This is a genomic window from Ruegeria sp. AL3 (assembly GCF_056536065.1).
Map to the genome: position 1 here is coordinate 68,387 of NZ_JBQFJG010000001.1, position 22,448 is coordinate 90,834.

Consider the following 22,448-nt stretch of genomic DNA (forward strand, 5'->3'; position numbering starts at 1 on the left):
CGGAAGGAAGAGGAATGGCTGAGATCACGATCCGGAAAGCGCCGGGCAAATGGACTGTCCGCTCGGGCGGTGCTATCCTGGGCGAAACGAACAACGCGCTGGAACTGCTTGAAGGCGAAAAGGATCCGGTGATCTATTTCCCGCGCAACGATATTGCGATGGCGTTTCTGGATCGGACCGACAAGCTGACCCACTGCCCCGGCAAGGGCGACGCGACGCATTTTTCCATCGTCAACAAGTCATCCGTGACCGACAACGCGGTCTGGAGCTATGAGGATCCGATTCAGGCGGTGGCCGAGATCAAGGACCATCTGGCATTCTACCCGGTCGAATCGGTGAAAGTGGAGCAGATTTAACGCCAGCCCCCGCGCCCACCTCACGCAGCTGTGGCATGCACGTGAACGGCATTTGCGGCACACTTTCTCCGGGGTAACACCGGAGGCTTCCATGTCGATGTCACGTCGCGGTTTTGCTGGGATGATCGGGGCTGGTGCAATGGCGCCCGGCGTGCTGTGGGCGCAGCAGGATCCGGTTCTGGACGCGTTGCGCAGCACGCTGAGCGGGCGTCGGACCGCGTTTGAGGCGCAGATGGCGTATCTGAAGGACCGTGGCCAGCCGGATGTCGTGGCCGGGTTGCTGACTGCGATGCGTTATGCCGACAGGCGACGGGATGAGGTTGTCGAGGTGATGGAGGCCCTGACCGGGCAACGCCATGGCAATGACTGGTTCGATTGGATGCTGTGGCAGGAACGTAACCCGCAGATTGTCCCTCATCCGTCGCTGATCCCGTTCAAGCGCGAGGTTCTTCTGGGGATCGACCCGAATTTCGATCTGTTCCTGCGGCCCGAATATCTGCAACGCGACAAGATGAAGATCCGCCTGGAAGAGATCGCCTGGGGCGGTGTGTACAAGGATGGCATTCCGTCCCTGGACGATCCCACCCTGATCTCTGCTTCGAATGCGGGGTATCTGAAGGGCGATGATCTGGTGTTCGGCGTCGCCATCAACGGGGATGAGCGCGCCTATCCCCTGCGGATCATGGGCTGGCACGAGATGTTCAACGAGGTGATCGGTGGCGTGCCCGTGGCGCTGGCCTATTGCACGCTTTGCGGGTCTGGCATCCTGTTTGAAACCCAGGTGGCGGGGCGGCGAAAGCCGTTCATTTTCGGGTCGTCAGGTTTCCTCTATCGCTCGAACAAGCTGATGTTTGACCGTGAGACGCATTCGCTGTGGAACCAGTATACCGGCAAACCTGTTGTGGGGCCCTTGGCGAACAGCGGCATCACGTTGAAACAACGCCCTGTGGTGATCACGACATGGGACAGCTGGAGGACCTCGCATCCCAAAACCCGTGTTCTGTCGCTGAACACCGGGCATCGGCGCAATTACGGATCAGGGGTGGTTTATCGCGACTATTTCGCCTCGAGCGAGCTGATGTTCCCGGCGGTTGTGGATCAGTCCCGGCTTCGGCAGAAGGATTACATCTTTGCCGTGCGCCAGTTTGGTGCAGCCCGCGCCTGGCCTCTGGATGCGTTCAAGGGCAAACCGGTGATCAACGATGCAATCGGTCGGACACCTCTGGTTCTGATTGGCGATCCCAAAGAGCGCAGCGTGCGGGCCTATGAGCGAAAAACGCATGCGTTCCGGGCGACGCAAGGCGGGTTGCAGGATAGCGCGGGGAACGGTTGGACCGTCACGGAAGAGGCTTTGATCGGGCCGGATGGAACGCGTTTGCCACGAGTCGCCGGTCATGTTTCCTATTGGTTTGCGTGGGACAATTATCTGGGCGACGCAGCCAGCGTGTATGGTGAGTGAAACTCAGGAATGCTCTTCGGCAGCCGTGGCCGCAAGCGCCCTGTTATATGCCTTGAGCGCATCGACGTGATAGAGCGCCCCAACCGGTGTTTCAGAGCCGTCGTTTTCCAGAATGACAACCGGAATGCAGGGGATGTCGTCACGATCAAAATAGGGCATGGCGGCTTCCAGCGTGGCGCTGGCCTGAATGCACAGGCCCTGGTCGATCAGCCCCTGCGCCTCTTCTTTCGTGATCGACCGCGGATCCCCAAGCGGGCGCATCACGGCACCGGCGCGAAGCATTGCCAGCAGATAAGCCTGCGGCCCCGCGGCCAGGTGGACATCACGCCGTTCCAGCTGGGTCAGGAAGAAAGACCGGTCCACAAGTCTCGAGGCCAGTGCCGTGGACATGGACACGCTTACCATCACGGCAAGACCGATCTGCCAATCGCCGGTCAGTTCAAAAACGATCAAAGTGGTCGAGATGGGCGCGCCCAGCACCGCCGCAGCCACGGCGCCCATTCCGGCAAAGGCATAGAGCGTATGCGTGCCCGACACATCCGGCAGCAACCCGGTGGCGATCAGACCGAAGGCCAGCCCGGTCAACGCCCCGACCATCAGAGACGGTGAGAATACCCCACCGCCCATGCGCCCACCCATGGTAATCGCCACCGCAACCGTTTTGGTCACCGCAAACAGGATGGCCGTGGTCAGCACCAGATCACCGGTCAGGGCGCGAATTGTCGTCTCGTACCCCACGCCGATGATATGCGGGAACCAGATCGCCATCAGCCCCAGCATTGCCCCGGACACCGCAGGGCGCAACCAGGCCGGAATCGACAGACGGTTCTGGATATGGCTGCCGATATCCTCGGCAAAGAAAATCGACCGCATCAGCAGCAGCGCGACAAGTCCGCAGATCAGGCCCAGGATCAGGAATGCCGGAAGCTCGACATAGAATTGCAGCGATCCCGGCGTCTCCAGCGTGAACTCGGTAACGTCGCCATATTCCAGCCGGTTGATCACCGTTCCCGCGACCGAGGCGATGACGATCGGGGCAAAGGCGTGAACGGCGAAATGGCGCAGCACGACCTCGAGCGCGAACAAGGCCCCGGCGATGGGGGCGTTGAAGCTGGCCGAAACGGCCGCAGCGACGGCACATCCCAACAGGTCACGTCCCGTGATCCCATCCGCGTGTATGCGGTTGCTGACCCATGTGGAAATCACTCCGGCCATATGCACCACCGGGCCCTCGCGGCCTGTTGACCCGCCCGAACTGAGCGTGATCAGCGAGGCAAAAAACGACGCGATGCCCGCCTTGACTTCGACCCGCCCATCGGTGATGGCCGAACCTTCGATCACGTCGGCAACCGACCGGACGCGCCCGTCATTGGTGAACCGGTTCAGGATGATGCCGACGACCAGGCCACCGAAGATGGGAATGATCAGAACCATGAACCATGGCAGTTTCTCGGCGTGGCTGTGCAGCAGCAGGATATCATTGGTGTCGTACAGATAGGCCTGCAATGCGCTGATGGCCTTGCGGAAGCCAAGCGCCATGAAACCCGCCCCTATCCCGATGGCCAGCGCAATGAACCAGAACTGGATCTGGCTTGGCCCCCGGCGCAGCATGACCCGCCACGCATCCTTGATCGCGGCCACAGCCTGATTGAACTGGTTGCGCAGAACGGTGCGGGTCGATTGGGTCATTGGCCCTCGAGGATCATCACTTAACCCTTAGTAAGCCACGGAGCGCCCATATAAAAGTGAGATAGCGACAGTGTGAGCACCAATTCGCGCCATCGCCGCGTCAGGCCTGCAACAGAGCCCGGGCGGCGGCGCGGGCTTCTTCGGTGATGGTGTCGCCGGCCACCATGCGCGCGATCTCATCCACCCGATCCGGTTCGGCCAGAGGAATGACGGTGGACAGGGTTTGTCCGTCAGTAACCTGTTTCTGCACCCGCCAGTGATGAGCTGCCCGCGCAGCAACTTGCGGGGAATGGGTGACAACCAGAACCTGCCCGCCCTGCGCGAGCGACGCCAGCCTGCGTCCGACCGCATCGGCGGTTGCCCCACCGACACCGCGATCGATTTCGTCAAAGATCATCGTCCGGGCACTGTCGTCGCCAGACAGGCAGACCTTGAGGGCCAGCAGAAAGCGGCTGAGCTCACCCCCCGAGGCGATCTTGTTCAGCGGCCCCGCCGGCGCACCGGGGTTGGTGGCCACGGTGAAGGCCACAGCGTCGGTGCCTTCGGGGCCGGGTTCAACCGGGGTGATCTCGGTCTGGAACACGGCACGTTCCATCTTGAGCGGGGCCAGTTCCGCCATGACGGCCGCGTCAAGCTGCCCAGCGGCGGCCTTGCGCGCGGCGCTGAGGTCGGCTGCGGCGGCGTCATAGGCCTGTTGCGCCGCGTCTACGGCAGCTCGCCTGTCTGCCAGGTCGGCATCCCCTGCCTCCAACCGGTTCAACCGGTCACGCAGAGTGTCGGCAAACGAACCCAGATCATCCGGGGCCACGTCATGTTTGCGGGCCTGCGCACGGATGGCAAACAGGCGTTCCTCGGCCTGTTCCAATTCTGCCGGGTTGAAGTCCAGCGCCTGAAGGCAGGCATTCACGCCATCCTGCGCCTCGCCCAACTCGATCATCGCGCGCCCGAGCGCTGCTATCGGTTCTTCCAGCTGGCCGCCCGCGTTGTCCGAGACGCCTTCCAACCAGCGCATGGCGTCGGACATGGCCCCTTCCGCCCCGTCCCCGGACAACAGGGCAAAGGCACGCGCAACATCGTCGCGAATCCGCTCGGCCCCTTGCATCATGCGGCGGCGGGCATCCAGTTCGGCATCCTCACCGGGTTGCGGGTCAAGCTGGTCTAGCTCGGCGACCGCGTGACGCAGGAATTCTTCCTCGCTGCGAACCGCAGCCAGAGCGGCCTCGGTCTCGGCCAGCGCCTTGCGGGTTCGGGACATCGCGGCCCAGGCGGTTCGCACGTTTGACAGCTGCTCCGTGACCTGTGCGAATTCGTCCAACATCGCCCGATGACCACGTGGGTTCAGCAAACCGCGGTCATCGTGCTGTCCGTGCAGTTCAATCAAGGTCTCGGACAGCGCCCGCAGAACTTCGCCCGAGCAGCGGCGGTCATTGACCCAGGCGGTCTTGCGCCCCTCGGCCGTGTTGACGCGGCGCAGGATCAGTTCCTGGCCACCCGGCAGACCGGCTTCGGCCAGAATCGCATGTGCGGGATGATCGGCAGAGAGTTCGAATTCGGCGACGACCTCACCCTGCGCGGCACCCTGCCGCACGAGTTCCGCGCGCCCGCGCCAGCCTAACACGAAGCCAAGTGAATCCAGCAGAATCGATTTGCCTGCACCGGTCTCGCCGGTCAGGGCGTTCAAGCCCGGCTGAAAGCTCAGTTCCAGCCGGTCAATGATCAGCATATCGCGGATATCAAGGGCGCGCAGCATGTGGTCTTCAGCGTCCCGGACCAAAGGCCATCGCGATTACAACCATTCACCTTTGATGGTCTGACGATAAATCGTGCTGAGCCAGTTGTTACCGCGGCTCTTGAGATCAAGCCCGCGAGAGGTCAACAGTTTGTACGCATCGTCATACCATTCCGAGGACTGGTAGTTGTAGCCAAGAATGGCACCTGCGGTCTGCGCCTCGTCCAGCAGGCCAAGCGACAGATAGGCCTCGACCAGACGATACAGTGCTTCGGCGGTGTGGGATGTGGTCTGAAAGTCTTCGACCACAACTCGGAATCGGTTGATCGCCGCTATATAGTGATCCTGACGCAGGTAGTAGCGCCCGATCTCCATTTCCTTGCCCGCCAGATGGTCGAAGGCCAGATCGAACTTCAGTACCGCCGATGTGGCGTATTCGCTGTCGGGATAGACCTCGATCACGGTCCGCAGAGATTGCAGCGCCTGGAAGGTCAGGCCCTGGTCACGCCCGACTTCGTCGATCTGGTCATAATAGCTGAGCGCCAGCAGATACTGCGCATAGGCAGCATCTTCATCCGTCGGGTAGAAGTCGATATACCGCTGCGCCGCCGCGCGGCTTTCTTCGTAATTCTGGTCCGAATGGAACGAAAACGCCTGCATGATCAGTGCGCGCTTGGCCCAGTCCGAATACGGATACAAACGTTCGACTTCCGAGAAATACCACGCCGCGTCGTCCGAGCGATTCTGCGACAGTTCGTATTCACCTCGGGTATAGATCTGTTCCGGCGTGAACCCTTCCAGATTCTGTTCACGGTCCGCGCCCTTGCGACCAAAAAGGCCGCCGGCGTTGCCGCATGCCGTCAAAACTGCTGCCAGAAGAATCGCACCCGCGAGTCTGACTGCCGCTTTGCTGCCAACCATACCGCCCATCCTTGTCGTCTTGCTTAATGGGGTTTGCCCCGATTTGAGCCATGGTCTAGCACAGAAAATTCCGGTGCAAAACGCCTTATGCGACTTCCGGCGCAAATGTCGTCAGAGTTGATCTGATCAGGCCACTTCGGGAATTTCCTTGACCACAAGCCCCTGCCCCGGCAGGCGCGCGGCCTGTTCCGATGTGCACAGTACCGGACGCACGGCGCCCGGCGTTTCGAACAGGTTGCGCAGCAATGTGTTGGTCAGCGAATGACCCGACTTGTTTCCGGTGAAGTGACCCAAAATCGGCCCACCAGCCAGATAGAGATCACCCAGAGCATCCAGCATTTTGTGGCGCACGGCCTCGTCGACCCGGCGGAAACCGCCCGGTGTCAGAACTTCGACGCCCTGAACGACCACGGCGTTTTCAAGCGTGCCGCCCAAAGCCAACCCGTTTTCGCGCATCGCCTCGACATCCGTGCGTCGGCAGAACGTGCGACAATCGCTGAGTTCGCGCGCGAAGGAACCGTTGCGCATATCAAGCGTTTTGCTCTGGCTGCCGATGGCACCGTCTTCGAAATCGATATGGAAGTCGATGATCAGCCCGTCAGCGGGCGCAATGCTGGCGCTGGCCCCTTCGCGGGATGCGGTGACGGTTTTCAGGACCTCATAGGCCAATACCGGGCTGGCCTGACGGCGCACGCCCCGGGCCATGATGCCACGCACGAAATCAATCGAGGAGCCGTCCATGATCGGAACTTCGGGACCGTCGATCTCGACAAGCGCGTTGTGCACGCCACACCCGGCCAATGCAGCCATGATATGTTCGACGGTGGAAACCGAAACGCCGGCATCATTCACCAGACGCGTGCAAAGCGGTGTCCGTTCAACCGCATAGTAGATCGCCGGGATCATCGCGTCGCCCAGTTGAATATCCGTCCGCTTGAACCAGATGCCATGACCGGCTGCCGCCGGTTTCAGGACCATGGTCGCCGGCTTGCCGCTGTGCAGCCCGACGCCTGCAAACGTGACCGGAGATTTGAGCGTATGTTGCAAAATAGGCCTCGGTGAGTAGTGTCCAGCCTGCTTGGGCCGTGTTGGACACTGAGTTAAGGAAGCCCGCGTCAAGGCTCAACTCACTCTTTGCAACCGATTGAAACATGTATGTAACAGATCGGCAAAACCCTGCTCACATAGTTGCAAGTGACTATTAATAAACAATTAAGGGCCGCCAAATGGCAGCCCTTTGAGTGGATTTTGTTACTGCGATCAGTTGGCTTGACGGCGCAGGAAGGCCGGAATTTCGATACGGTCCTGATCCGGATCGGCCTCTTCCTGAAGCGGCGCGGTTGCCTCGGACTGTCGCAAAACGGGCTGCTGACGCGGCGGTTGAGCCGGTGTGTCAGAGGCGTGCCCGGTCATCCGGTCGATCAGGCGATTGAAGCCAAACCGCGAGCGTTCTTCGTGTTCCGGCTGCGAAACTGCTTCGGGTTGACGGGGCGCCGCCGGACGCTGTGGCGCCGACGGAACCTTCTGCACAGCGGCCTGCAAACGCTGCAACGCTTCGGGCGACGGGGTGCCGGCAGCATGCCCGCGCGGTGCCACGAATGCCTCCGGCGCGGGTTCAACATGCTCGGGCTGCGGTTCGAATTCGGCCACACGCGGCTGATAAGCGGGTGGCGGCAAGCCGTCATCGTCACGCTCGACGCGCGGCTGGAATTGTGGCTGCGCCGGCTCTTCCGCGGCTTCGAACAGCGAAGGTTCGCGGTTTTCTTCCGGCTGCGGGGCAGGCTCTGCTGTGTCGGCAGCTACGTGCGCTTCTTCCTGAATATGCTCTTCAGCCGAAACCGTGCGGGTCAGCGGTTCGGACATCGAGCGGCGGGCCACCGGGACTTCGGTCGATTTTTCGCTGGCGTCGATGCCGGTCGCAACAACCGACACGCGCATTCCGCCTTCCATGGCGGTATCCAGCGTCGAGCCGACGATGATATTGGCCTCGGGATCCACTTCCTCGCGGATGCGGTTGGCGGCTTCGTCCAGTTCGAACAGGGTCAAGTCGTGCGACCCGGTGATGTTGATCAGCACGCCCTTGGCACCCTTGAGGCTGATTTCGTCCAGCAGCGGGTTTGCGATGGCCTTTTCCGCCGCCTGAATGGCGCGGTCTTCGCCTGTTGCCTCGCCGGTGCCCATCATTGCCTTGCCCATCTCGTCCATTACGGCGCGAACGTCGGCAAAGTCGAGGTTGATCAGGCCGGGGCGCACCATCAGGTCGGTCACGCCTTTGACGCCCTGATACAGAACGTCGTCAGCCATCGAGAACGCCTCGGTAAAGGTGGTCTTTTCATTGGCCAGACGGAACAGGTTCTGGTTCGGGATGATGATCAGCGTATCGACAACCTGTTGCAGCGCCTCGACACCATCTTCAGCCTGGCGCATCCGCTTGGCACCTTCGAACTGGAAGGGCTTGGTGACGACACCGACGGTCAGAACACCCAATTCGCGGGCGGCCTGCGCGATGATCGGAGCAGCCCCCGTGCCGGTACCGCCGCCCATACCGGCGGTGATGAAGCACATATGCGCGCCGGCAAGGTGGTCCACGATCTGTTCGATGCTTTCCTCGGCGGCGGCCGCGCCTACGGTCGGGCGGGCCCCTGCCCCCAGACCTTCGGTGACTTTCACGCCCAGCTGCACCCGCGCCGAAGACTGGCTTTGTTGCAACGCCTGTGCGTCGGTGTTGGCGACCACGAAATCAACGCCGTCCAACTGTTTTTCAATCATGTTATTGACGGCGTTCCCGCCTGCACCGCCAACGCCAAATACTGTAATCCGAGGCTTCAGTTCGTCGTGCCCGGGCATCGAAAGATTCAATGTCATGCTCTGTCCGCCTGTATTTATGTCCCGCCAAAGCGGTGTTTTTCTTACCTATCCTTGTTCGATTCTAGCGGCCTGATGCCAAAAGGTCACGTCAAAAATCGCGTTTTCCCACAAAATATGGAGGAAATAAGGCAGAAACCGGCGGCATTTCGCAGGTCACGCCAGATATAGCGGAAACAACGGCGACCATTACTAGACAACCGGCATGAACGCGAGAACACATTCGTTCATCGCGCTCTGATCGACTGTCAACTACATTGCGGAAAACTGCTCAGGTCCTGCCGCGAGGCCTCTTTCGGGCCTTGTGGATATCTTGCGGGATAAATCGAAACGCTGCAACCGGTTTCTTCAGCTGAGCGGTGCATTTGGACAGTCCAGGCCGCGATCCGTCATGGATCGCACTTCCTGTATTTCGCCATCGACGAATGAGGCAAGCCGCACCATCAAACGATCTTCATGCAAAAACGGCCACCAACAGACCGGAATGCCGTCCGGGTCATTGTCGTACAGAAAACACAACTGACCGTTTGGCGTCGTGATCTGCCCGTAGACACAGCCCTGCCCCTCTTCGCGCCAGACCGACATGCGGCGGTTCAGAAATTGTTCGGTTCCCACCAGGCCACCGCTGCGGATTTCGTAGAATGCCAGAGTTTTGCCGACCGCCGCGTCCAGAAACGCCTCGGGCGTGATCATGGTCTGGGCCGATGCCAAGCAAGGCAGCAGCGCCGTGCCCAGTGCACACCCGCGCAGGACTCTACCAGTTGTCACGGAACCACCGCACGGCGCGCTTGAACGGGCGCGCAGCATAGGTATCGACCGGGATTTCAAAGTCCCACCATTCATCCTGAGGATGGGCTGCAAACAGGCTGAGGCCGACAGCGGACGAGAACCCGGGCCCGGTGGCTGATTGGGGCAGGCCATGCACGCGCAAGGGGCGGCCCAGGCGAACGCGCTGACCGAGGATGCGCGTGGCCAGCCCGTCCAGCCCCATGATCTGGCTGCCGCCGCCGGTCAGCACGATCTGCTGGCTTGGCATGTGTTCAAATCCGGCGGCGTCCAGCCGGACGCGGACCTCTTCAAGAATTTCCTCGACACGCGGGCGCATGATGCCGATCAACTCGGCACGGCTGACGGTGCGGCGGTCGTGTTCCCAATCGCCGGTATCACCACCGATATCAATCATATCCCTGTCGTCGGCCCCGGTGGCATGAACGCCACCATTGAATGTCTTGATCCGTTCCGCCACGGCGGCAGGTACACCCAAGCCCATCGAGATATCGGCAGTCACGTGATCGCCGCCCATGCGCACGCAATCGGCATAGATCATGTGCTTTTTCATGAAGATCGAAACGCTCGTGGTGCCGCCGCCCATGTCGACACAGGCCGCACCCAGTTCCTGCTCATCCTCGACCAGCGCCGAGATGCCCGAGACATAGGCCGAATTCGCAATCCCGGCCAGTTCCAGATCGCAGCGCTTGATACAGCGCACGATGTTCTGGATCGCTGACGAATCCACGGTCAGCATATGCATGTCGACCGCAAGGCTCTGGCCCATCTGCCCGCGCGGGTCGATCAGGCCCGATCGGTTGTCGAGCGCGAAATTCACCGGTTGAGCATGCAGTACTTCGCGCCCGTCACCATAATCCGGCACGTCGCAGGCGTTCAGAACCCGGCCTACTTCGGCCTCGGTCACGATCTGACCGTCCAGATCGACTTGTGCATCCAGCCCGTAAGACCGCGGGTTCGCGCCCGAGAAACAGGCGATCACATGGTCGACGCGGATGTCGGCCATCTTCTGTGCGGCCTGAAGCGCGGTGCGGATGGCACGTTCGGTTTCCTGCATGGCGGTGACTTCGCCGAACTGCACGCCCCGCGACCGGGTGGTCGCGGCACCGATGACGCGAAAACCTGTCTGCCCTGCCATGGAACCGATGGTGTTGTCCTCGCTCAGCCGACCGGTTCCGTCAAAGCGCAGCACAAGACAGGCGATTTTCGAACTGCCCACATCCAGAATCGCAATCACACCGCGTTGCAATGCCTGCCGCCGCATCTGACGCATGGCACGTTGGGACTGATAAAGATCGGTCATCATGGTCGTTACTGCCCGTTACTCACTGTCACTTTTGTGTTCCACCAGTCTTCGCTGGCGGCTTTGGTCATTCGGATGGTCGGACGCTGCCCGAGGCGCATGTCGACCACGGCCACGTCACGTTCCAGAAGGTCCTGTACCTCGTTCACGGCAAGCACGCGTTCCAGCGCACGCACCGGGCGTTCGGTCGGCAGCATGATGCGCTGACCACGGTCCAGCACCAGATCCCAGCGCCGCTCTCCCACGCGCACCAAGCCGCGCACGCGATTGCCCAGGCTGCGCGAAGTCCGCAGAAGCTCCAGCGCTTCTCCGACGTGATCGTCGGCGCCCATCCCTGCGATCAGCGGCAGATCGGCGTTATCCTTGCGAGAGGTGGCTTCCTTGACATGCGCGCCTGTCTCATCCAGCAGCTCAAGCCCCTCACGCGTTCGCCAGACGATTACGGGCTGACGCTCGACGACATCGACTTGCAGGATGCCTCCGGGGCGGATTCTGACGGTTGCGGATTTCACCGGGTCCAGCCCGGTGATCGTGTCGCGGATCTGTTCCACATCCAGATCCCAGGAACTGATCGGGAAATCCAGCGGAACGATTTCACGGATATCTTCGGACAGGTCGGTTCCCGCCCCATCGATGGCCATCAGGTTGACCATGAATTCAGGGCGCTCCTGAATCGAAGTGCGCACATCGGCGATATAAGCGGCAAGTGCGTCGCGACGGTCCTGCGAGGCAAAGAAGATGCCAACCGCGGCAGCGATGGCGCAGATCGGCAGGCCGACCTTGACACCAAGGCGAATGCCCGGCGTCAGCATCCAACGTTGCAGCCGATAGCTGAGACGAGACGGCGCAGGGTCACTGCGCCTCGCAGAGCGGGAAAACACACGCGCACCGCGCAGGCGCAAAAGCGGTTCGGCCTCGTGCGAGTCCGTGTCGGCCGAGGCGAAATCGGCATCCGGCCCCGCAAGTGGTTTGCTGCGGTGGATTTCCAATGAACGACTGGCGATCAGCGGTCGCATGAGGCGTCCTCCACCATCCAGGCGCAGAGCTGTCCGAATGTCTTTCCAAGATGAGCGGCCTGTTCCGGGACCAGAGAGGTTGGCGTCATGCCGGGCTGGGTATTGGTTTCCAGCAGGAACAACCCATCGGCACCCTTGCTGTCATCCCAGCGGAAATCGGTGCGGCTGACGCCCCTGCATCCCAAGGCAACATGCGCACGCACGGCGTAATCCATGCAACGGTCAAAGATGTCCGGTGGCACATCGGCAGGCAGAACATGCCATGATCCGCCCGGTTTGTACTTGGCATCGTAATCATACCAACCACCATCGGTCATGATCTCGGTCACGGTCAGGGCGCGGTCGCCCATCACCGTTACGGTCAGTTCACGCCCCGCAACATATTTCTCGACCATGATCTGATCGGGCATGTCTTCGGACAGCTGCGGCGGGCCGTTGGCGTTTTCATGGACGATGTAAATCCCAACGCTGGAGCCTTCGTTGTTCGGCTTGGCCACATAGGGTGGCTTCATCACGTGAGCTTCGACCACCTCGACCTTGGGCACGATCACGCTTGGTACGACGGGCAGCCCTTCGGTCTGGTAAATCTCTTTGCTGCGCTGCTTGTCCATTGCCAGCGCCGAGGCCAGCACACCGGAATGGGTGTAAGGGATACGCATCCACTCCAGCAGGCCCTGCACACACCCATCTTCGCCCCAGCGGCCATGCAGGGCGTTGAAAACCACATCCGGTTTGATGTCCACAAGGCGCGCGCAGAGGTCGGGACCCGCGTCCAGTTCGACCACTTCAAAGCCTTCTCCCACAAGGGCGGCCGCGCATTCGCGCCCAGAGCTGAGAGACACCTCGCGTTCCGCCGAGGGTCCACCCATCAATACCGCCACTTTGGGGTTTGTCCTGCTCGACATACCCAATGTGCGCCTCAATGTCCCCGGACCTTATGTCGTGGTCCGTACTGTGTTTATGCCTTTGATCCGTCGCCTGAATTTGCCTGTTATGGTCTGACGGTCGGGGCTTTATTCTGTCAGCGGATCACCGACCCGCATGATTTCCCACTCTAGCGTGATGCCGCTTGTTTCGTAAACCTTTTTTCGCACTTCTTCGCCAAGACCTTCGAGGTCTGCAGCGGTGGCCGCGCCGGTATTGATCAGGAAATTCGAGTGCTTCGGGCTCATCTGCGCACCGCCAAGCGTCGCGCCGCGCATTCCGGCGTCGTCGATCACCTTCCACGCCTTGAAATCATGCACGTCATCCGCCTGCCCGGTCGAAGAAAACCCCGCCGGGTTACGGAAGGTCGACCCCGCGCTGCGATCTTTGGTGGGCTGGGTTTCGTCGCGTTTTTTCAACTGTGCCTCCATACGGGCATGGAGTTCTTGGGGACTGCCTGAAGGGCCCTCGAACACAGCCGAAATCAGCACGGCGCCTTCCGGCAGGTCCGTCTGGCGATAGCGAAAGTTCAAGTCTTCGGGCGTCAGGTCCACAAGTTCGCCTTGCCGGGTGACAATCGTGGCCTTGCGCAGAACATCCGCCGTGTAGCTGCCGTAACAGCCCGCGTTCATCCGCACCGCGCCGCCGATCGAGCCCGGAATGGTGCGCAGAAAGGTCAGGTCAACACCGGCATCCGCCGCCTTTCGCGCAACATGCGCGTCCAGCGCCGCAGCCCCTGCCGTAACCGTGTTGCCGTCAACCAAGATCGCGTTGAACCCGCGCCCCAGCCGGATCACCACGGCCCGCAGCCCCCCATCCCGAACGATCAGGTTCGAACCGACACCCATCGGAAAGATCGGTGTTTGTGCGGGCAGTTCCCGCAGGAAGGCTTGCAGGTCTTCGGTATCGGCAGGCTGGAACAGGTAATCGGCCGGGCCGCCGACGCGAAGCCATGTGAGCTCAGAGAGAGGTCGCGCCCGAGACAGGCGACCTTTCGGAACGGGAAACGTTGTCATGCGTCTGCACGCACCGCCAGGCTGCGTCCGCCCACACCGCCCATGATTGCAGCGAACAGAAAGGGAAGAACGCCGGCGGTCAGCCAGACCAGCGGGCCGAACGCCTGTTCTTCTTCGCCGGTGCCAATACCGGCCAGTACCACGATCAACGCCAGCCCGACGGCCGAGGCCAGACCGATCAGCCACAACAAGCCGCGCAGGCCCAGCCAACGGCCCGCCGTAAAACCGGCGGCGGCACCTAGCAGGAAAGAAAGAATCGGCAGATAGGCAAATGTGGCGACGGACGCCATGGCGGACCTCCTGAAACTGGCCGGTTATTCGTCAGCCGCCTTCATGCCCTGCATTTTCATCTTTGTCCAACGGGTCAGATAAATCACGGGCCAGCGCAGCACGGACATACCCATGGCCAGCACCAGCAAGCCGATCCACGGGCCGTTCTGATAGGTGACATACCCCAGAATCGGAATGCCCACGGCGATCAGGATATAGGCGCGTGTCCAGTGGTTGTCTTTGCTTGGGATCATTGCCAGCAGATTCGCGGAAACGCCCCACAGACCGGCAAGAGCGATGGACCAGTTCATTCCATGACCTCCCCGCGCACCCATTTTCGCCAGTAATACCGGATGGGGTTGCGGAACATCGAAACGAATCCGCCGAAGGCGAAAACCGACCAGAACCAACCGTGATCATAACCCAGCCAGACGATCAGTACCGGAGCGCAGATCAGCAGGGTCACGCCCGGCGGAAACTGCATTCGCATCGGCAAGAACGCCACGATCGTGGCGCAGATCACCCAAAGGGCGGCAATGATCATCGAATAGTCCATCTGTCCCCTCCGAGGACATGCGGCGGCTGCGGGCATTTGCTACACCTTCAGGTTGTGCACCAAACAGAAGGGAAGTCAAACAGCTTGTTTTCGTTGCAATCTCTCAGGCAGACCATTGGCCCAGGCGCTGATCGTACCGGCCCCGAGGCAGACGACGATATCGCCCGGGCGGGCCTGCTCGCGCACAAGCCGCTCAAGATCGTTTTCGTCAAACAGCGCGCGGGCGTGGCGGTGGCCGTGGCGGATCAGACCCTGCACCAGATCGTCGCGCGATGCGCCTTCGATCGGGTCCTCTCCGGCGGCGAAGATATCGGCGATAGCTACGACATCGGCGTCATTGAAGCAGGTGCAGAAATCATCGAACAGATTGGACAGGCGCGAATAACGGTGCGGCTGGTGCACGGCGATTACGCGGCCTTCGGTCGCCTGTCGCGCGGCCTTCAGGACTGCGGTGATTTCAACGGGGTGGTGGCCATAGTCGTCGATGATGGTGACACCGTCGACCTCTCCGACCTTGGTAAAGCGGCGATTGACGCCGCCGAAATTGGCCAGTGCCTCGCGAATTTCCGAGGCTTTCATGCCCAGATGGCGGGCAACAGCCACGGCGGACAAAGCGTTGGAAACGTTGTGGTCGCCGGGCATCGGCAGAGTGCAGCCTTCGATCACCTTGTCTTCGTATTGCAGGTGAATGTCGAAATGCGCGACGCCGCCCTTGTAGGTCAGGTTCTCGGCCCGCACATCGGACTGCGCGTTGAAGCCATAGGTGCGCACGCGGCGGTCGGTGATGCGGCCGACAAGCGCCTGCACCTCGGCATGGTCGGTGCAACACACAGCCAGCCCGTAAAAGGGGATATTCGATACGAATTCATGGAAACCCGCGCGCAGCTTGTCGAAATCGCCCCAATGCTCCATATGCTCGGGGTCGATATTGGTGACGATGGCGATGGTCGCGGGCAGGCGGTTGAACGAGCCGTCGCTCTCGTCCGCTTCGACCACCATCCATTCGCCCTGTCCCATCCGGGCGTTCGAGCCGTAGGCATGGATGATGCCGCCATTGATCACGGTCGGGTCAAAATCCCCTGCCACCATCAGTTCGGCCATCATCGTGGTCGTGGTGGTCTTGCCGTGAGTCCCGGCGATGGCGATGTTGGATTTCAGCCGCATCAGTTCGGCCAGCATGTCAGCCCGGCGCACCACCGGAAGGCCGCGGGCACGGGCGCCGTCAAGCTCGGGGTTGCCCGGTTTGATCGCGGTCGAGACCACCACAACGGCCGCGTTTTCAAGGTTTTCCGCGCGCTGACCGACAAAGATCTCGGCCCCCAGACTTGCCAGCCGGTCGGTGATCTTCGATGCCTTCAGGTCCGAGCCCTGAACCCGGTACCCCAGATTGAGCAGCACCTCGGCGATACCCGACATTCCGATCCCGCCGATCCCCACAAAGTGAATCGGCCCTACGTCCTGCGGCAGTTTGGTTGCTGGGTTCATGTGGTCTCCTTCTGCGCCAATTGTTCAACAAGGGCTGTCAGACGCTCGGTGGCGTCAGGTGCCCCGACGGACAAGGCGGCATGGGCCATTTTCTGTGCGGCTTCGGGGTTCGTGAGAACCGTGGTGATTTGCTGTGTCAGCGCAGGAACGTCAAGAGCCTTTTCCGGGATCATGATGGCCCCGCCCGCCTGCACCAAGCCCCGTGCGTTGGCTGTCTGGTGATCTCCGGCGGCGGCGGCAAAGGGGATCAGGATCGACGGGCGCCCGATGACCGAGATATCGGCAACGCTGGACGCGCCAGACCGCGAGATCACCAGTTGGGCATCCGACATGCGACGGGGGACATCATCAAAGAAGGGCTGCACGTCGGCGCGGATGCCGTGTTCGTTGTAGAAGGCTGTGACGCGCTCGCCATCCTCGTCCCGGGCCTGATGCGCCACGCGGATGTGAGTGCGGATTTCTTCGGGCAGTGCGGCGATGGCACCAGGCACCACATCGCTGAGGATGCGTGCGCCTTGCGAACCGCCCATGACAAGGACCGACATCGGATAATCGCCGGGCGGAATATAACCGGCCGCGGCGCGGTCCAGAACGGCGGACCGGACCGGGTTTCCGGTGTGGATGCCATGCGCGCCCTCGGGCAGGTCCGTGGGCCACACACCACAGGCCACCTGCGCGACACGGGTGGCGAACAACTGGTTCACACGCCCGAGCACCCCGTTCTGTTCGTGGATCATGCGGGGGATTTTGAGCATGGTCGCAGCGCTCAGCGCCGGGATCGAGGGATACCCGCCGAAACCCACAACGACGTCGGGCTTGTCCCGCACCATCTGGAACACCATGCCAGCCACGCCACCGGCGATCTTGGGGCCGGCCATGGCCTTGGCCGCCAGACCGCCACGCGCGAAAGTGGCCGATGATGCCTCGACGATCTCGGTCGAATGCGGGAAACCACCGGTATAGCGGGCGCCGCGCGGGTCGGTGGACAGGCGCACGCGCCAGCCCTTGTTCAGCATCGCCTCGGCCAGCGCCTGAGCCGGGAACATGTGCCCCCCGGTCCCGCCAGCCGCAATCAACAGGTAAGGGTTCCCCATTATCCTCGTCCGCGCAGAATTTCGCCAAGCTCGCCCTGTGGGCGGGTTCGGGTGAAGGCCAGCAGCATTCCGACCGCGATACCGCCTGCAATCAGGGATGAGCCGCCATAGCTGACAAAAGGCAGCGTCATTCCCTTCGCGGGCAGCAGACGTACCGCAACACCCATGTTGATCATCGCCTGCACGCCGAACATGCATGCCAGACCGGTGCCCGCCAGGCGGATGAACATGTCACGTTCCCGCATCAGGCGCAGCAACGAACGTACCACGACCAACGAATAAAGCGCGATGATGATCAGCACCAGGATCAGGCCGTATTCCTCGGCCGCGACCGCGATGATGAAATCGGTATGCGCGTCCGGCAGCGACCACTTGACCTGCCCCTCACCCACGCCGACACCGAACAGCCCCCCTTCGCGGATGGCGTTGGTGGCATAGCCTAACTGGGTGGTCGGATCGACCTCTTGATTCAGAAAGCCATCGATACGGCGGGCAAAGTGTTCAGAATTGGAATAGGCGAACATACCGCCCAGAACAACAAACCCGGCCATTCCAACCAGCAGCAGCATTGGCGCCCCGGCGACAAAATACATCACCCCCCAGCCGAACAGGATCAGGCAGGCCTGACCGAAATCAGGTTGCATCACCAGCATACCGACAATCGCCATGCACAGGGCAAACGACCAAATCCGCCCCGGCGGGCCGTTGATCTCTTGTGAGGCAGCCAGCAGCCATGCAGCAACGACGATGAAGCCGGGCTTCAGAAACTCGGACGGCTGAAGCGAGGCGAACCCCAGTGAATACCAGCGCACCGCGCCCTTGCCAAAGTCGGTCCCGAACACGGGCAGGAAAACCAGTGCCACGAAGGCCCCCAAGAAACCCAGCACCGCCAAACGACGCACCAGCGTCGGCGACATCATCGAGGTCAGAAGCATCGCAATCAGCGCCAATCCGCCGAAGATGGCCTGACGTTCGACATAATGGAACGGATCGAACCCGTTTCGCCCGGCCAGCGGTGGCGAAGACGCCAGCCCCAGCAACAGACCGATGGCAAACAGGATCAGAACGCAGGACATCGTCCAGCGATCGATTGTGCGCCACCATTTCGGTAGAATCGGTTCTCCGCGCTGGTCCTGGACCGCGCCATACACCATCTCAGTCATGAGATACCGCCACTCTCTGCCTCGTCAACGCCCCGTTTTCGGGGTCTGATTGAGACTCTACAGGGATTTTTGTGTTTGGGCTAGTAGGATGAAGCCACAAGGCATAAATCGACCTTCCAGGCGCAAAGCACCCCCGGCTGCACGTGGCGGCCCGTGGTTATTGCAGCTTTGGACACGCCGCTTAGTGGAGTGGCGCGCGTTGATCCACAAGGCGGGTTGCTATGCATTATTCCTTGATCGGATATCGGTCGGGTTCCTCAAACACGTCAATGACGCGAGACCCCGCCTTGATGGTCCCTCCGTGCGCGACTCCGCTTGGGATCGAGTAGCTGTCGCCGGGGCCGTAGATGCGGGTCTGGCCACCGATCGTGAGTTCAATTTCACCCTCAACCACCGTCCCCCATTGGGCACCATGCGAATGCAGGGGAAGCTCCATGTCCTTGAGAAAAGTGAAGAAAGCGACCAGCCCTGCATCTGATCGAATGACGGCCGTCTGCACCACGTCTTCAGGAAAAGGCACATCCAGTTTTGGAAATGACAAAATAAATTCGGGGAATTGCATTCAGAGTTCCTTTTGCCAGTTTGTCTTGTCAAAACCTCTTTGCGGTATGGCCGCAGCATGTCAGTGCGCTGGAACTCTGGCAATCGCCCTGTCAGCCGACTTCGAATTTGAGAGAACGCGGCGAGCGCGCGCCGCGCGACTTCGGCATGGGCTCTTGCCATCTTGTTTAATCCACGCCATCCCCCGCGCATGACCTACGACACGATCATCCTTGGGGCCGGGGCTGCCGGCATGATGTGTGCGGCCCATTGCGGTGGGCGCGTGCTGGTGATTGACCATGCCAAGGCACCCGGCGAGAAAATCCGCATCTCGGGCGGGGGGCGCTGCAATTTCACCAACATGTATGCCGGGCCGGGCAACTTCCTGTCGCGAAACCCGCATTTCTGCAAATCCGCCCTTTCACGGTACACGCAATGGGATTTCATCGATCTGGTCGAGCGTCACAACATCGCCTGGCATGAGAAAACCTTGGGCCAGTTGTTCTGCGATGGCTCTTCGAAACAGATCATCCGGATGTTGCTGGATGAAATGAGCGGTGCAGGAGCAGAGCTGTGGGTTCAAACCTTGCTGCGCGATCTGCGCAAGACCGAAGGCGGCTTTGCGCTGGAGGTGGAGCGTGACGGGCAACGGCAGCACCTGACCTGCGCCAATCTGGTGCTGGCGACGGGCGGGAAATCGATTCCAAAGATGGGCGCTACCGGGCTGGCCTATGACATCGCGCGTCAGTTCGGGTTGCGGATGACCGAGACTCGGGCGGCGCTGGTGCCTTTCACCTTCTCGGACGGGCGGTTCAAGGACCTGTCCGGCGTTTCACTTCCCGTGCGACTGTCGAATGATCGCGCCAGCTTCGACGAGGCTCTGCTGTTCACCCATCGCGGTCTCAGCGGGCCGTCGGTGTTGCAACTGTCGTCATACTGGCGCGAAGGTGAGGCAATCCAGGTGAACCTGATCCCCGACCTGCCCCTGTTGGATCTGTTGCGCGCACAGCGGCAAAGCGCTGGCCGCAAGGCGCTGACCACTGAACTGGCGCGGCATCTGCCGGCCCGGCTGGTCGATTACCTGTGTCGGATCATTCCGATGTCCGGGAAGCTGGCGGATCAGTCGGACGCGAAACTGGCCGAACTGACCTCGGCCTTGTCTGCGTGGCAACTGGTGCCGTCGGGGACCGAGGGGTATCGCACCGCCGAAGTCACCTTGGGCGGGATCAACACGGATGACTTGTCTTCGAAAACGATGGAGGCCAGGGATGTCCCCGGCCTCTATGCAATTGGCGAAGCAGTTGATGTCACCGGTTGGTTGGGCGGCTACAACTTCCAGTGGGCATGGTCGTCAGGCCATGCTGCAGGTGTTGCAATTGCCGCCGGACGCTAGCCTACGACGTTGTAGCCACGCCCGCGCATGCAGTTGCGCACGATCACTTCCTTGTTCTGGTTTTTATTGATGACGTCTGCGCCAGCGCCTACCAGGGCACCTGCCACAGCCGCGCGACCAAGATTGTCGCTGCTGTCCTGAACGATCCCGGTAACGGCCGCAGCACCCGCTGCGCCAATTGCTGCATTCCCCGCGGTAGAGCCATCAACGCTGCTCTGCGATGCCGCCAGTTGTTGGCATTGCTGCAGGTCCACGTTGTAATTCGGGCCGACCGGACCGTCGACGATGGGCTGATAGTTGGCACCCGTGTTCGTACAGGCCCCCGCAACAAGAATGGCAGGTAGGATCAGAGAAAGTCTACGAAATGGCATAGTCATAACCTCGTGTTGAATCTGCTGGCAGGCAAAACCAATAATGGTGCCGCGTCAAGCTGATAGCATCCAAGTTTGGCCCAGCCGGCGGTCTATTGCAAATGGCTATTCTGTCAGCCGGCGCTTGACCTGCGTTGCAAAATCCTCGCCGCGCTGTTCAAAGTTGTCATATTGGTCGAAACTTGCCGCCGCGGGCGCCAGTAGGACCGTCTCGCCGGGTCGGGCATCCGCCATGGCCTGCGCCACGGCCTCTGACATCGTCGTACAGACCTGCGCATCAGCCTCGAGCTGCATCGCAAAACCGGCCGCTTCGCGACCGATCACATAGGCCTTGATGACTTCGCCCGCCGCCATGTTCAGGGCTGATATGCCACCCTCTTTCTCAAGACCGCCGCAAATCCATCGGATCTTTTTGAATGCCATAAGCGCTTTCAGGGCGCTGTCGACATTGGTCGCCTTGGAGTCGTTGACGTAGGTAACCCCATCGGCCTCGGCGATGATCTGGCTGCGATGCGGCAGACCCGGATAGGAATGCAGCGCATCCTCGATCACGCGCGGGGCAAGGCCCAGCGACCGGCAGGCCGCGTAGGCCGCGCAGGCATTCTGGTGGTTATGTGCACCGGGCAGGCCCTTGATGGCGCGCAGGTCGATAAACCCCGCCTGCCGCCCCTTGCGGTATTCCGACAGGAACCCTTTGCGCGCAAAGACCTGCCAGCCCGGCCCAGTCAGCTTCCGCGCCACCGAGATACGGATCACCCGGTCATCCGATGGTCCTTCAGCCAGTTGCCCTGCCAAAAACGCACCTTCGGTTTCGTCGACGCCAATGATCGCGCGATCCGGGCCGCCTTCGGAAAAGAGGCGCCGCTTGGCCGCGAAATATCCCCCCATGCCGCCGTGGCGGTCCAGATGATCGGGCGACAGATTGGTGAACACCGCCACATCGGGGGTCAGAGCGCGGGCCAGCTCGGTCTGATAGCTGGAAAGCTCCAGCACCACGACCGAACCATCACCGCCCGGATCGATATCCAGAACACCGCGCCCGATATTCCCCGCCAACTGCGCCTCGCGACCGGCCTCGGTCAGGATATGATGGATCAAAGCGGCAGTCGTCGATTTCCCGTTCGAGCCTGTCACCGCAATCACGCGCGGAGGCGTGTCGTAGTTGTTCCATTCCGGTCCGGCAAAGGAGCGGAAGAACAGGCCGATGTCATTGTCCACCGGCACGCCTGCATCCAGGGCTGCCGCCACCACGGGGTTCGGTTCAGGATAGAGATGCGGAATGCCCGGTGAAACGATCAGCGACGCGATGTCGTCAAATGCCCCATGCTTGCGCAGGTCGGCGCAGGAGAAGCCCTCGCCTTCGGCGGTATCACGAGCGGCCGGGTTGTCGTCCCAGCACACCGGTTCCGCCCCGCCTGCACGCAGCGCGCGCGCAGTGGCCAGACCGGATCGACCCAACCCTAAAACGGCCACTTTCTGTCCTGCAAAGCCTTTGACCGGGATCATTTTGTT

General features: G+C 61.3%; 22 protein-coding genes. 3 read left to right on the plus strand and 19 right to left on the minus strand.

Annotated features, from left to right (window positions below; translation table 11 throughout):
• The first annotated feature begins 14 nt into the window (after positions 1-14).
• Entirely contained in the window at positions 15-356 is a 342-nt protein-coding gene (locus ACR3E6_RS00315; protein WP_480485248.1) for a DUF427 domain-containing protein, read from the plus strand.
• Positions 357-447: 91 nt separating this feature from the next.
• Entirely contained in the window at positions 448-1,815 is a 1,368-nt protein-coding gene (locus ACR3E6_RS00320) for a DUF3179 domain-containing protein (protein ID WP_480485250.1), read from the plus strand.
• 3 nt (positions 1,816-1,818) lie between these two features.
• Here the strand turns inward: ACR3E6_RS00320 and ACR3E6_RS00325 are convergent, their stop codons facing one another.
• From ACR3E6_RS00325 to ACR3E6_RS00405, 17 genes are all read right to left on the minus strand, one after another.
• The gene (locus ACR3E6_RS00325) at positions 1,819-3,504 is read right to left on the minus strand and encodes a chloride channel protein (RefSeq protein ID WP_171631023.1); all 1,686 of its coding nucleotides are present in this window, start codon (positions 3,502-3,504) and stop codon (positions 1,819-1,821) included.
• A 100-nt stretch (positions 3,505-3,604) separates the two neighbouring features.
• Complete coding sequence (recN, locus tag ACR3E6_RS00330; RefSeq protein WP_480485252.1) at positions 3,605-5,254, minus strand: DNA repair protein RecN; 1,650 nt, start codon at positions 5,252-5,254, stop codon at positions 3,605-3,607.
• A gap of 36 nt (positions 5,255-5,290) precedes the next feature.
• Positions 5,291-6,154: an outer membrane protein assembly factor BamD gene (locus tag ACR3E6_RS00335; RefSeq protein ID WP_209832531.1), complete on the minus strand. Its 864-nt coding sequence runs from the start codon at positions 6,152-6,154 to the stop codon at positions 5,291-5,293.
• 126 nt (positions 6,155-6,280) lie between these two features.
• Positions 6,281-7,201 (minus strand): UDP-3-O-acyl-N-acetylglucosamine deacetylase, encoded by a 921-nt coding sequence (gene lpxC, locus ACR3E6_RS00340; RefSeq protein ID WP_480485255.1) that lies wholly within the window; start codon positions 7,199-7,201, stop codon positions 6,281-6,283.
• 213 nt (positions 7,202-7,414) lie between these two features.
• A complete protein-coding gene (gene ftsZ / locus ACR3E6_RS00345; protein ID WP_209832528.1) occupies positions 7,415-9,019 on the minus strand; it encodes a cell division protein FtsZ in 1,605 nt (534 codons plus the stop codon).
• A 348-nt stretch (positions 9,020-9,367) separates the two neighbouring features.
• Complete coding sequence (locus tag ACR3E6_RS00350) at positions 9,368-9,787, minus strand: hypothetical protein (RefSeq protein ID WP_480485257.1); 420 nt, start codon at positions 9,785-9,787, stop codon at positions 9,368-9,370.
• On the minus strand, positions 9,774-11,108 hold the full coding sequence (gene ftsA, locus ACR3E6_RS00355) for a cell division protein FtsA (RefSeq protein WP_480488068.1): 1,335 nt from the start codon (positions 11,106-11,108) through the stop codon (positions 9,774-9,776). Before ftsA ends, ACR3E6_RS00350 begins: the two co-directional genes overlap by 14 nt.
• Before the next feature lie 8 nt (positions 11,109-11,116).
• Positions 11,117-12,124, minus strand: a complete 1,008-nt coding sequence (locus ACR3E6_RS00360) for a cell division protein FtsQ/DivIB (RefSeq protein WP_480485259.1) — start codon at positions 12,122-12,124, stop codon at positions 11,117-11,119.
• On the minus strand, positions 12,112-13,035 hold the full coding sequence (locus ACR3E6_RS00365; RefSeq protein ID WP_480485261.1) for a D-alanine--D-alanine ligase: 924 nt from the start codon (positions 13,033-13,035) through the stop codon (positions 12,112-12,114). The genes ACR3E6_RS00360 and ACR3E6_RS00365 overlap by 13 nt, the downstream gene beginning before the upstream one ends.
• A gap of 102 nt (positions 13,036-13,137) precedes the next feature.
• Positions 13,138-14,064 (minus strand): UDP-N-acetylmuramate dehydrogenase, encoded by a 927-nt coding sequence (murB, locus tag ACR3E6_RS00370; RefSeq protein WP_210092623.1) that lies wholly within the window; start codon positions 14,062-14,064, stop codon positions 13,138-13,140.
• Positions 14,061-14,354: a hypothetical protein gene (locus ACR3E6_RS00375; protein WP_152458656.1), complete on the minus strand. Its 294-nt coding sequence runs from the start codon at positions 14,352-14,354 to the stop codon at positions 14,061-14,063. The genes murB and ACR3E6_RS00375 overlap by 4 nt, the downstream gene beginning before the upstream one ends.
• Positions 14,355-14,378: 24 nt before the next feature.
• Positions 14,379-14,645 (minus strand): DUF2484 family protein, encoded by a 267-nt coding sequence (locus ACR3E6_RS00380; protein WP_171114920.1) that lies wholly within the window; start codon positions 14,643-14,645, stop codon positions 14,379-14,381.
• Positions 14,642-14,890: a DUF2484 family protein gene (locus ACR3E6_RS00385; RefSeq protein ID WP_171631000.1), complete on the minus strand. Its 249-nt coding sequence runs from the start codon at positions 14,888-14,890 to the stop codon at positions 14,642-14,644. The genes ACR3E6_RS00380 and ACR3E6_RS00385 overlap by 4 nt, the downstream gene beginning before the upstream one ends.
• 75 nt (positions 14,891-14,965) lie before the next feature.
• Positions 14,966-16,375 (minus strand): UDP-N-acetylmuramate--L-alanine ligase, encoded by a 1,410-nt coding sequence (gene murC / locus ACR3E6_RS00390; RefSeq protein ID WP_171630998.1) that lies wholly within the window; start codon positions 16,373-16,375, stop codon positions 14,966-14,968.
• A complete protein-coding gene (locus tag ACR3E6_RS00395) occupies positions 16,372-17,469 on the minus strand; it encodes a UDP-N-acetylglucosamine--N-acetylmuramyl-(pentapeptide) pyrophosphoryl-undecaprenol N-acetylglucosamine transferase (protein ID WP_171722918.1) in 1,098 nt (365 codons plus the stop codon). The genes murC and ACR3E6_RS00395 overlap by 4 nt, the downstream gene beginning before the upstream one ends.
• Positions 17,469-18,632 (minus strand): putative lipid II flippase FtsW, encoded by a 1,164-nt coding sequence (ftsW, locus tag ACR3E6_RS00400; RefSeq protein ID WP_171362489.1) that lies wholly within the window; start codon positions 18,630-18,632, stop codon positions 17,469-17,471. The genes ACR3E6_RS00395 and ftsW overlap by 1 nt, the downstream gene beginning before the upstream one ends.
• A 226-nt stretch (positions 18,633-18,858) precedes the next feature.
• Positions 18,859-19,194, minus strand: coding sequence for a cupin domain-containing protein (locus ACR3E6_RS00405; RefSeq protein ID WP_480485265.1), 336 nt, complete (start codon positions 19,192-19,194; stop codon positions 18,859-18,861).
• A gap of 189 nt (positions 19,195-19,383) precedes the next feature.
• Between ACR3E6_RS00405 and ACR3E6_RS00410 the strand changes: the two genes are divergently transcribed.
• Complete coding sequence (locus tag ACR3E6_RS00410; protein WP_171630994.1) at positions 19,384-20,565, plus strand: BaiN/RdsA family NAD(P)/FAD-dependent oxidoreductase; 1,182 nt, start codon at positions 19,384-19,386, stop codon at positions 20,563-20,565.
• Here ACR3E6_RS00410 and ACR3E6_RS00415 read toward each other — a convergent pair.
• Positions 20,562-20,936, minus strand: a complete 375-nt coding sequence (locus ACR3E6_RS00415; protein WP_245217959.1) for a glycine zipper family protein — start codon at positions 20,934-20,936, stop codon at positions 20,562-20,564. The two genes, ACR3E6_RS00410 and ACR3E6_RS00415, sit on opposite strands and share 4 nt — an antisense overlap.
• Before the next feature lie 105 nt (positions 20,937-21,041).
• Complete coding sequence (murD, locus tag ACR3E6_RS00420) at positions 21,042-22,442, minus strand: UDP-N-acetylmuramoyl-L-alanine--D-glutamate ligase (protein ID WP_480485268.1); 1,401 nt, start codon at positions 22,440-22,442, stop codon at positions 21,042-21,044.
• Positions 22,443-22,448 lie beyond the last annotated feature (6 nt).

What these genes read in the sequence shown, in the direction of transcription:
- ACR3E6_RS00315 (WP_480485248.1), top strand. Translation starts at nt 15, where the DNA reads ATGGCTGAGATCACGATCCGGAAAGCGCCGGGCAAATGGACTGTCCGC.
- ACR3E6_RS00320 (WP_480485250.1), top strand. Translation starts at nt 448, where the DNA reads ATGTCGATGTCACGTCGCGGTTTTGCTGGGATGATCGGGGCTGGTGCA.
- ACR3E6_RS00325 (WP_171631023.1), bottom strand. Translation starts at nt 3,504, where the DNA reads ATGACCCAATCGACCCGCACCGTTCTGCGCAACCAGTTCAATCAGGCT.
- recN (WP_480485252.1), bottom strand. Translation starts at nt 5,254, where the DNA reads ATGCTGCGCGCCCTTGATATCCGCGATATGCTGATCATTGACCGGCTG.
- ACR3E6_RS00335 (WP_209832531.1), bottom strand. Translation starts at nt 6,154, where the DNA reads ATGGTTGGCAGCAAAGCGGCAGTCAGACTCGCGGGTGCGATTCTTCTG.
- ftsZ (WP_209832528.1), bottom strand. Translation starts at nt 9,019, where the DNA reads ATGACATTGAATCTTTCGATGCCCGGGCACGACGAACTGAAGCCTCGG.
- ftsA (WP_480488068.1), bottom strand. Translation starts at nt 11,108, where the DNA reads ATGACCGATCTTTATCAGTCCCAACGTGCCATGCGTCAGATGCGGCGG.
- ACR3E6_RS00360 (WP_480485259.1), bottom strand. Translation starts at nt 12,124, where the DNA reads ATGCGACCGCTGATCGCCAGTCGTTCATTGGAAATCCACCGCAGCAAA.
- murB (WP_210092623.1), bottom strand. Translation starts at nt 14,064, where the DNA reads ATGACAACGTTTCCCGTTCCGAAAGGTCGCCTGTCTCGGGCGCGACCT.
- ACR3E6_RS00375 (WP_152458656.1), bottom strand. Translation starts at nt 14,354, where the DNA reads ATGGCGTCCGTCGCCACATTTGCCTATCTGCCGATTCTTTCTTTCCTG.
- ACR3E6_RS00380 (WP_171114920.1), bottom strand. Translation starts at nt 14,645, where the DNA reads ATGAACTGGTCCATCGCTCTTGCCGGTCTGTGGGGCGTTTCCGCGAAT.
- ACR3E6_RS00385 (WP_171631000.1), bottom strand. Translation starts at nt 14,890, where the DNA reads ATGGACTATTCGATGATCATTGCCGCCCTTTGGGTGATCTGCGCCACG.
- murC (WP_171630998.1), bottom strand. Translation starts at nt 16,375, where the DNA reads ATGAACCCAGCAACCAAACTGCCGCAGGACGTAGGGCCGATTCACTTT.
- ACR3E6_RS00395 (WP_171722918.1), bottom strand. Translation starts at nt 17,469, where the DNA reads ATGGGGAACCCTTACCTGTTGATTGCGGCTGGCGGGACCGGGGGGCAC.
- ftsW (WP_171362489.1), bottom strand. Translation starts at nt 18,632, where the DNA reads ATGACTGAGATGGTGTATGGCGCGGTCCAGGACCAGCGCGGAGAACCG.
- ACR3E6_RS00405 (WP_480485265.1), bottom strand. Translation starts at nt 19,194, where the DNA reads ATGCAATTCCCCGAATTTATTTTGTCATTTCCAAAACTGGATGTGCCT.
- ACR3E6_RS00410 (WP_171630994.1), top strand. Translation starts at nt 19,384, where the DNA reads ATGACCTACGACACGATCATCCTTGGGGCCGGGGCTGCCGGCATGATG.
- ACR3E6_RS00415 (WP_245217959.1), bottom strand. Translation starts at nt 20,936, where the DNA reads ATGCCATTTCGTAGACTTTCTCTGATCCTACCTGCCATTCTTGTTGCG.
- murD (WP_480485268.1), bottom strand. Translation starts at nt 22,442, where the DNA reads ATGATCCCGGTCAAAGGCTTTGCAGGACAGAAAGTGGCCGTTTTAGGG.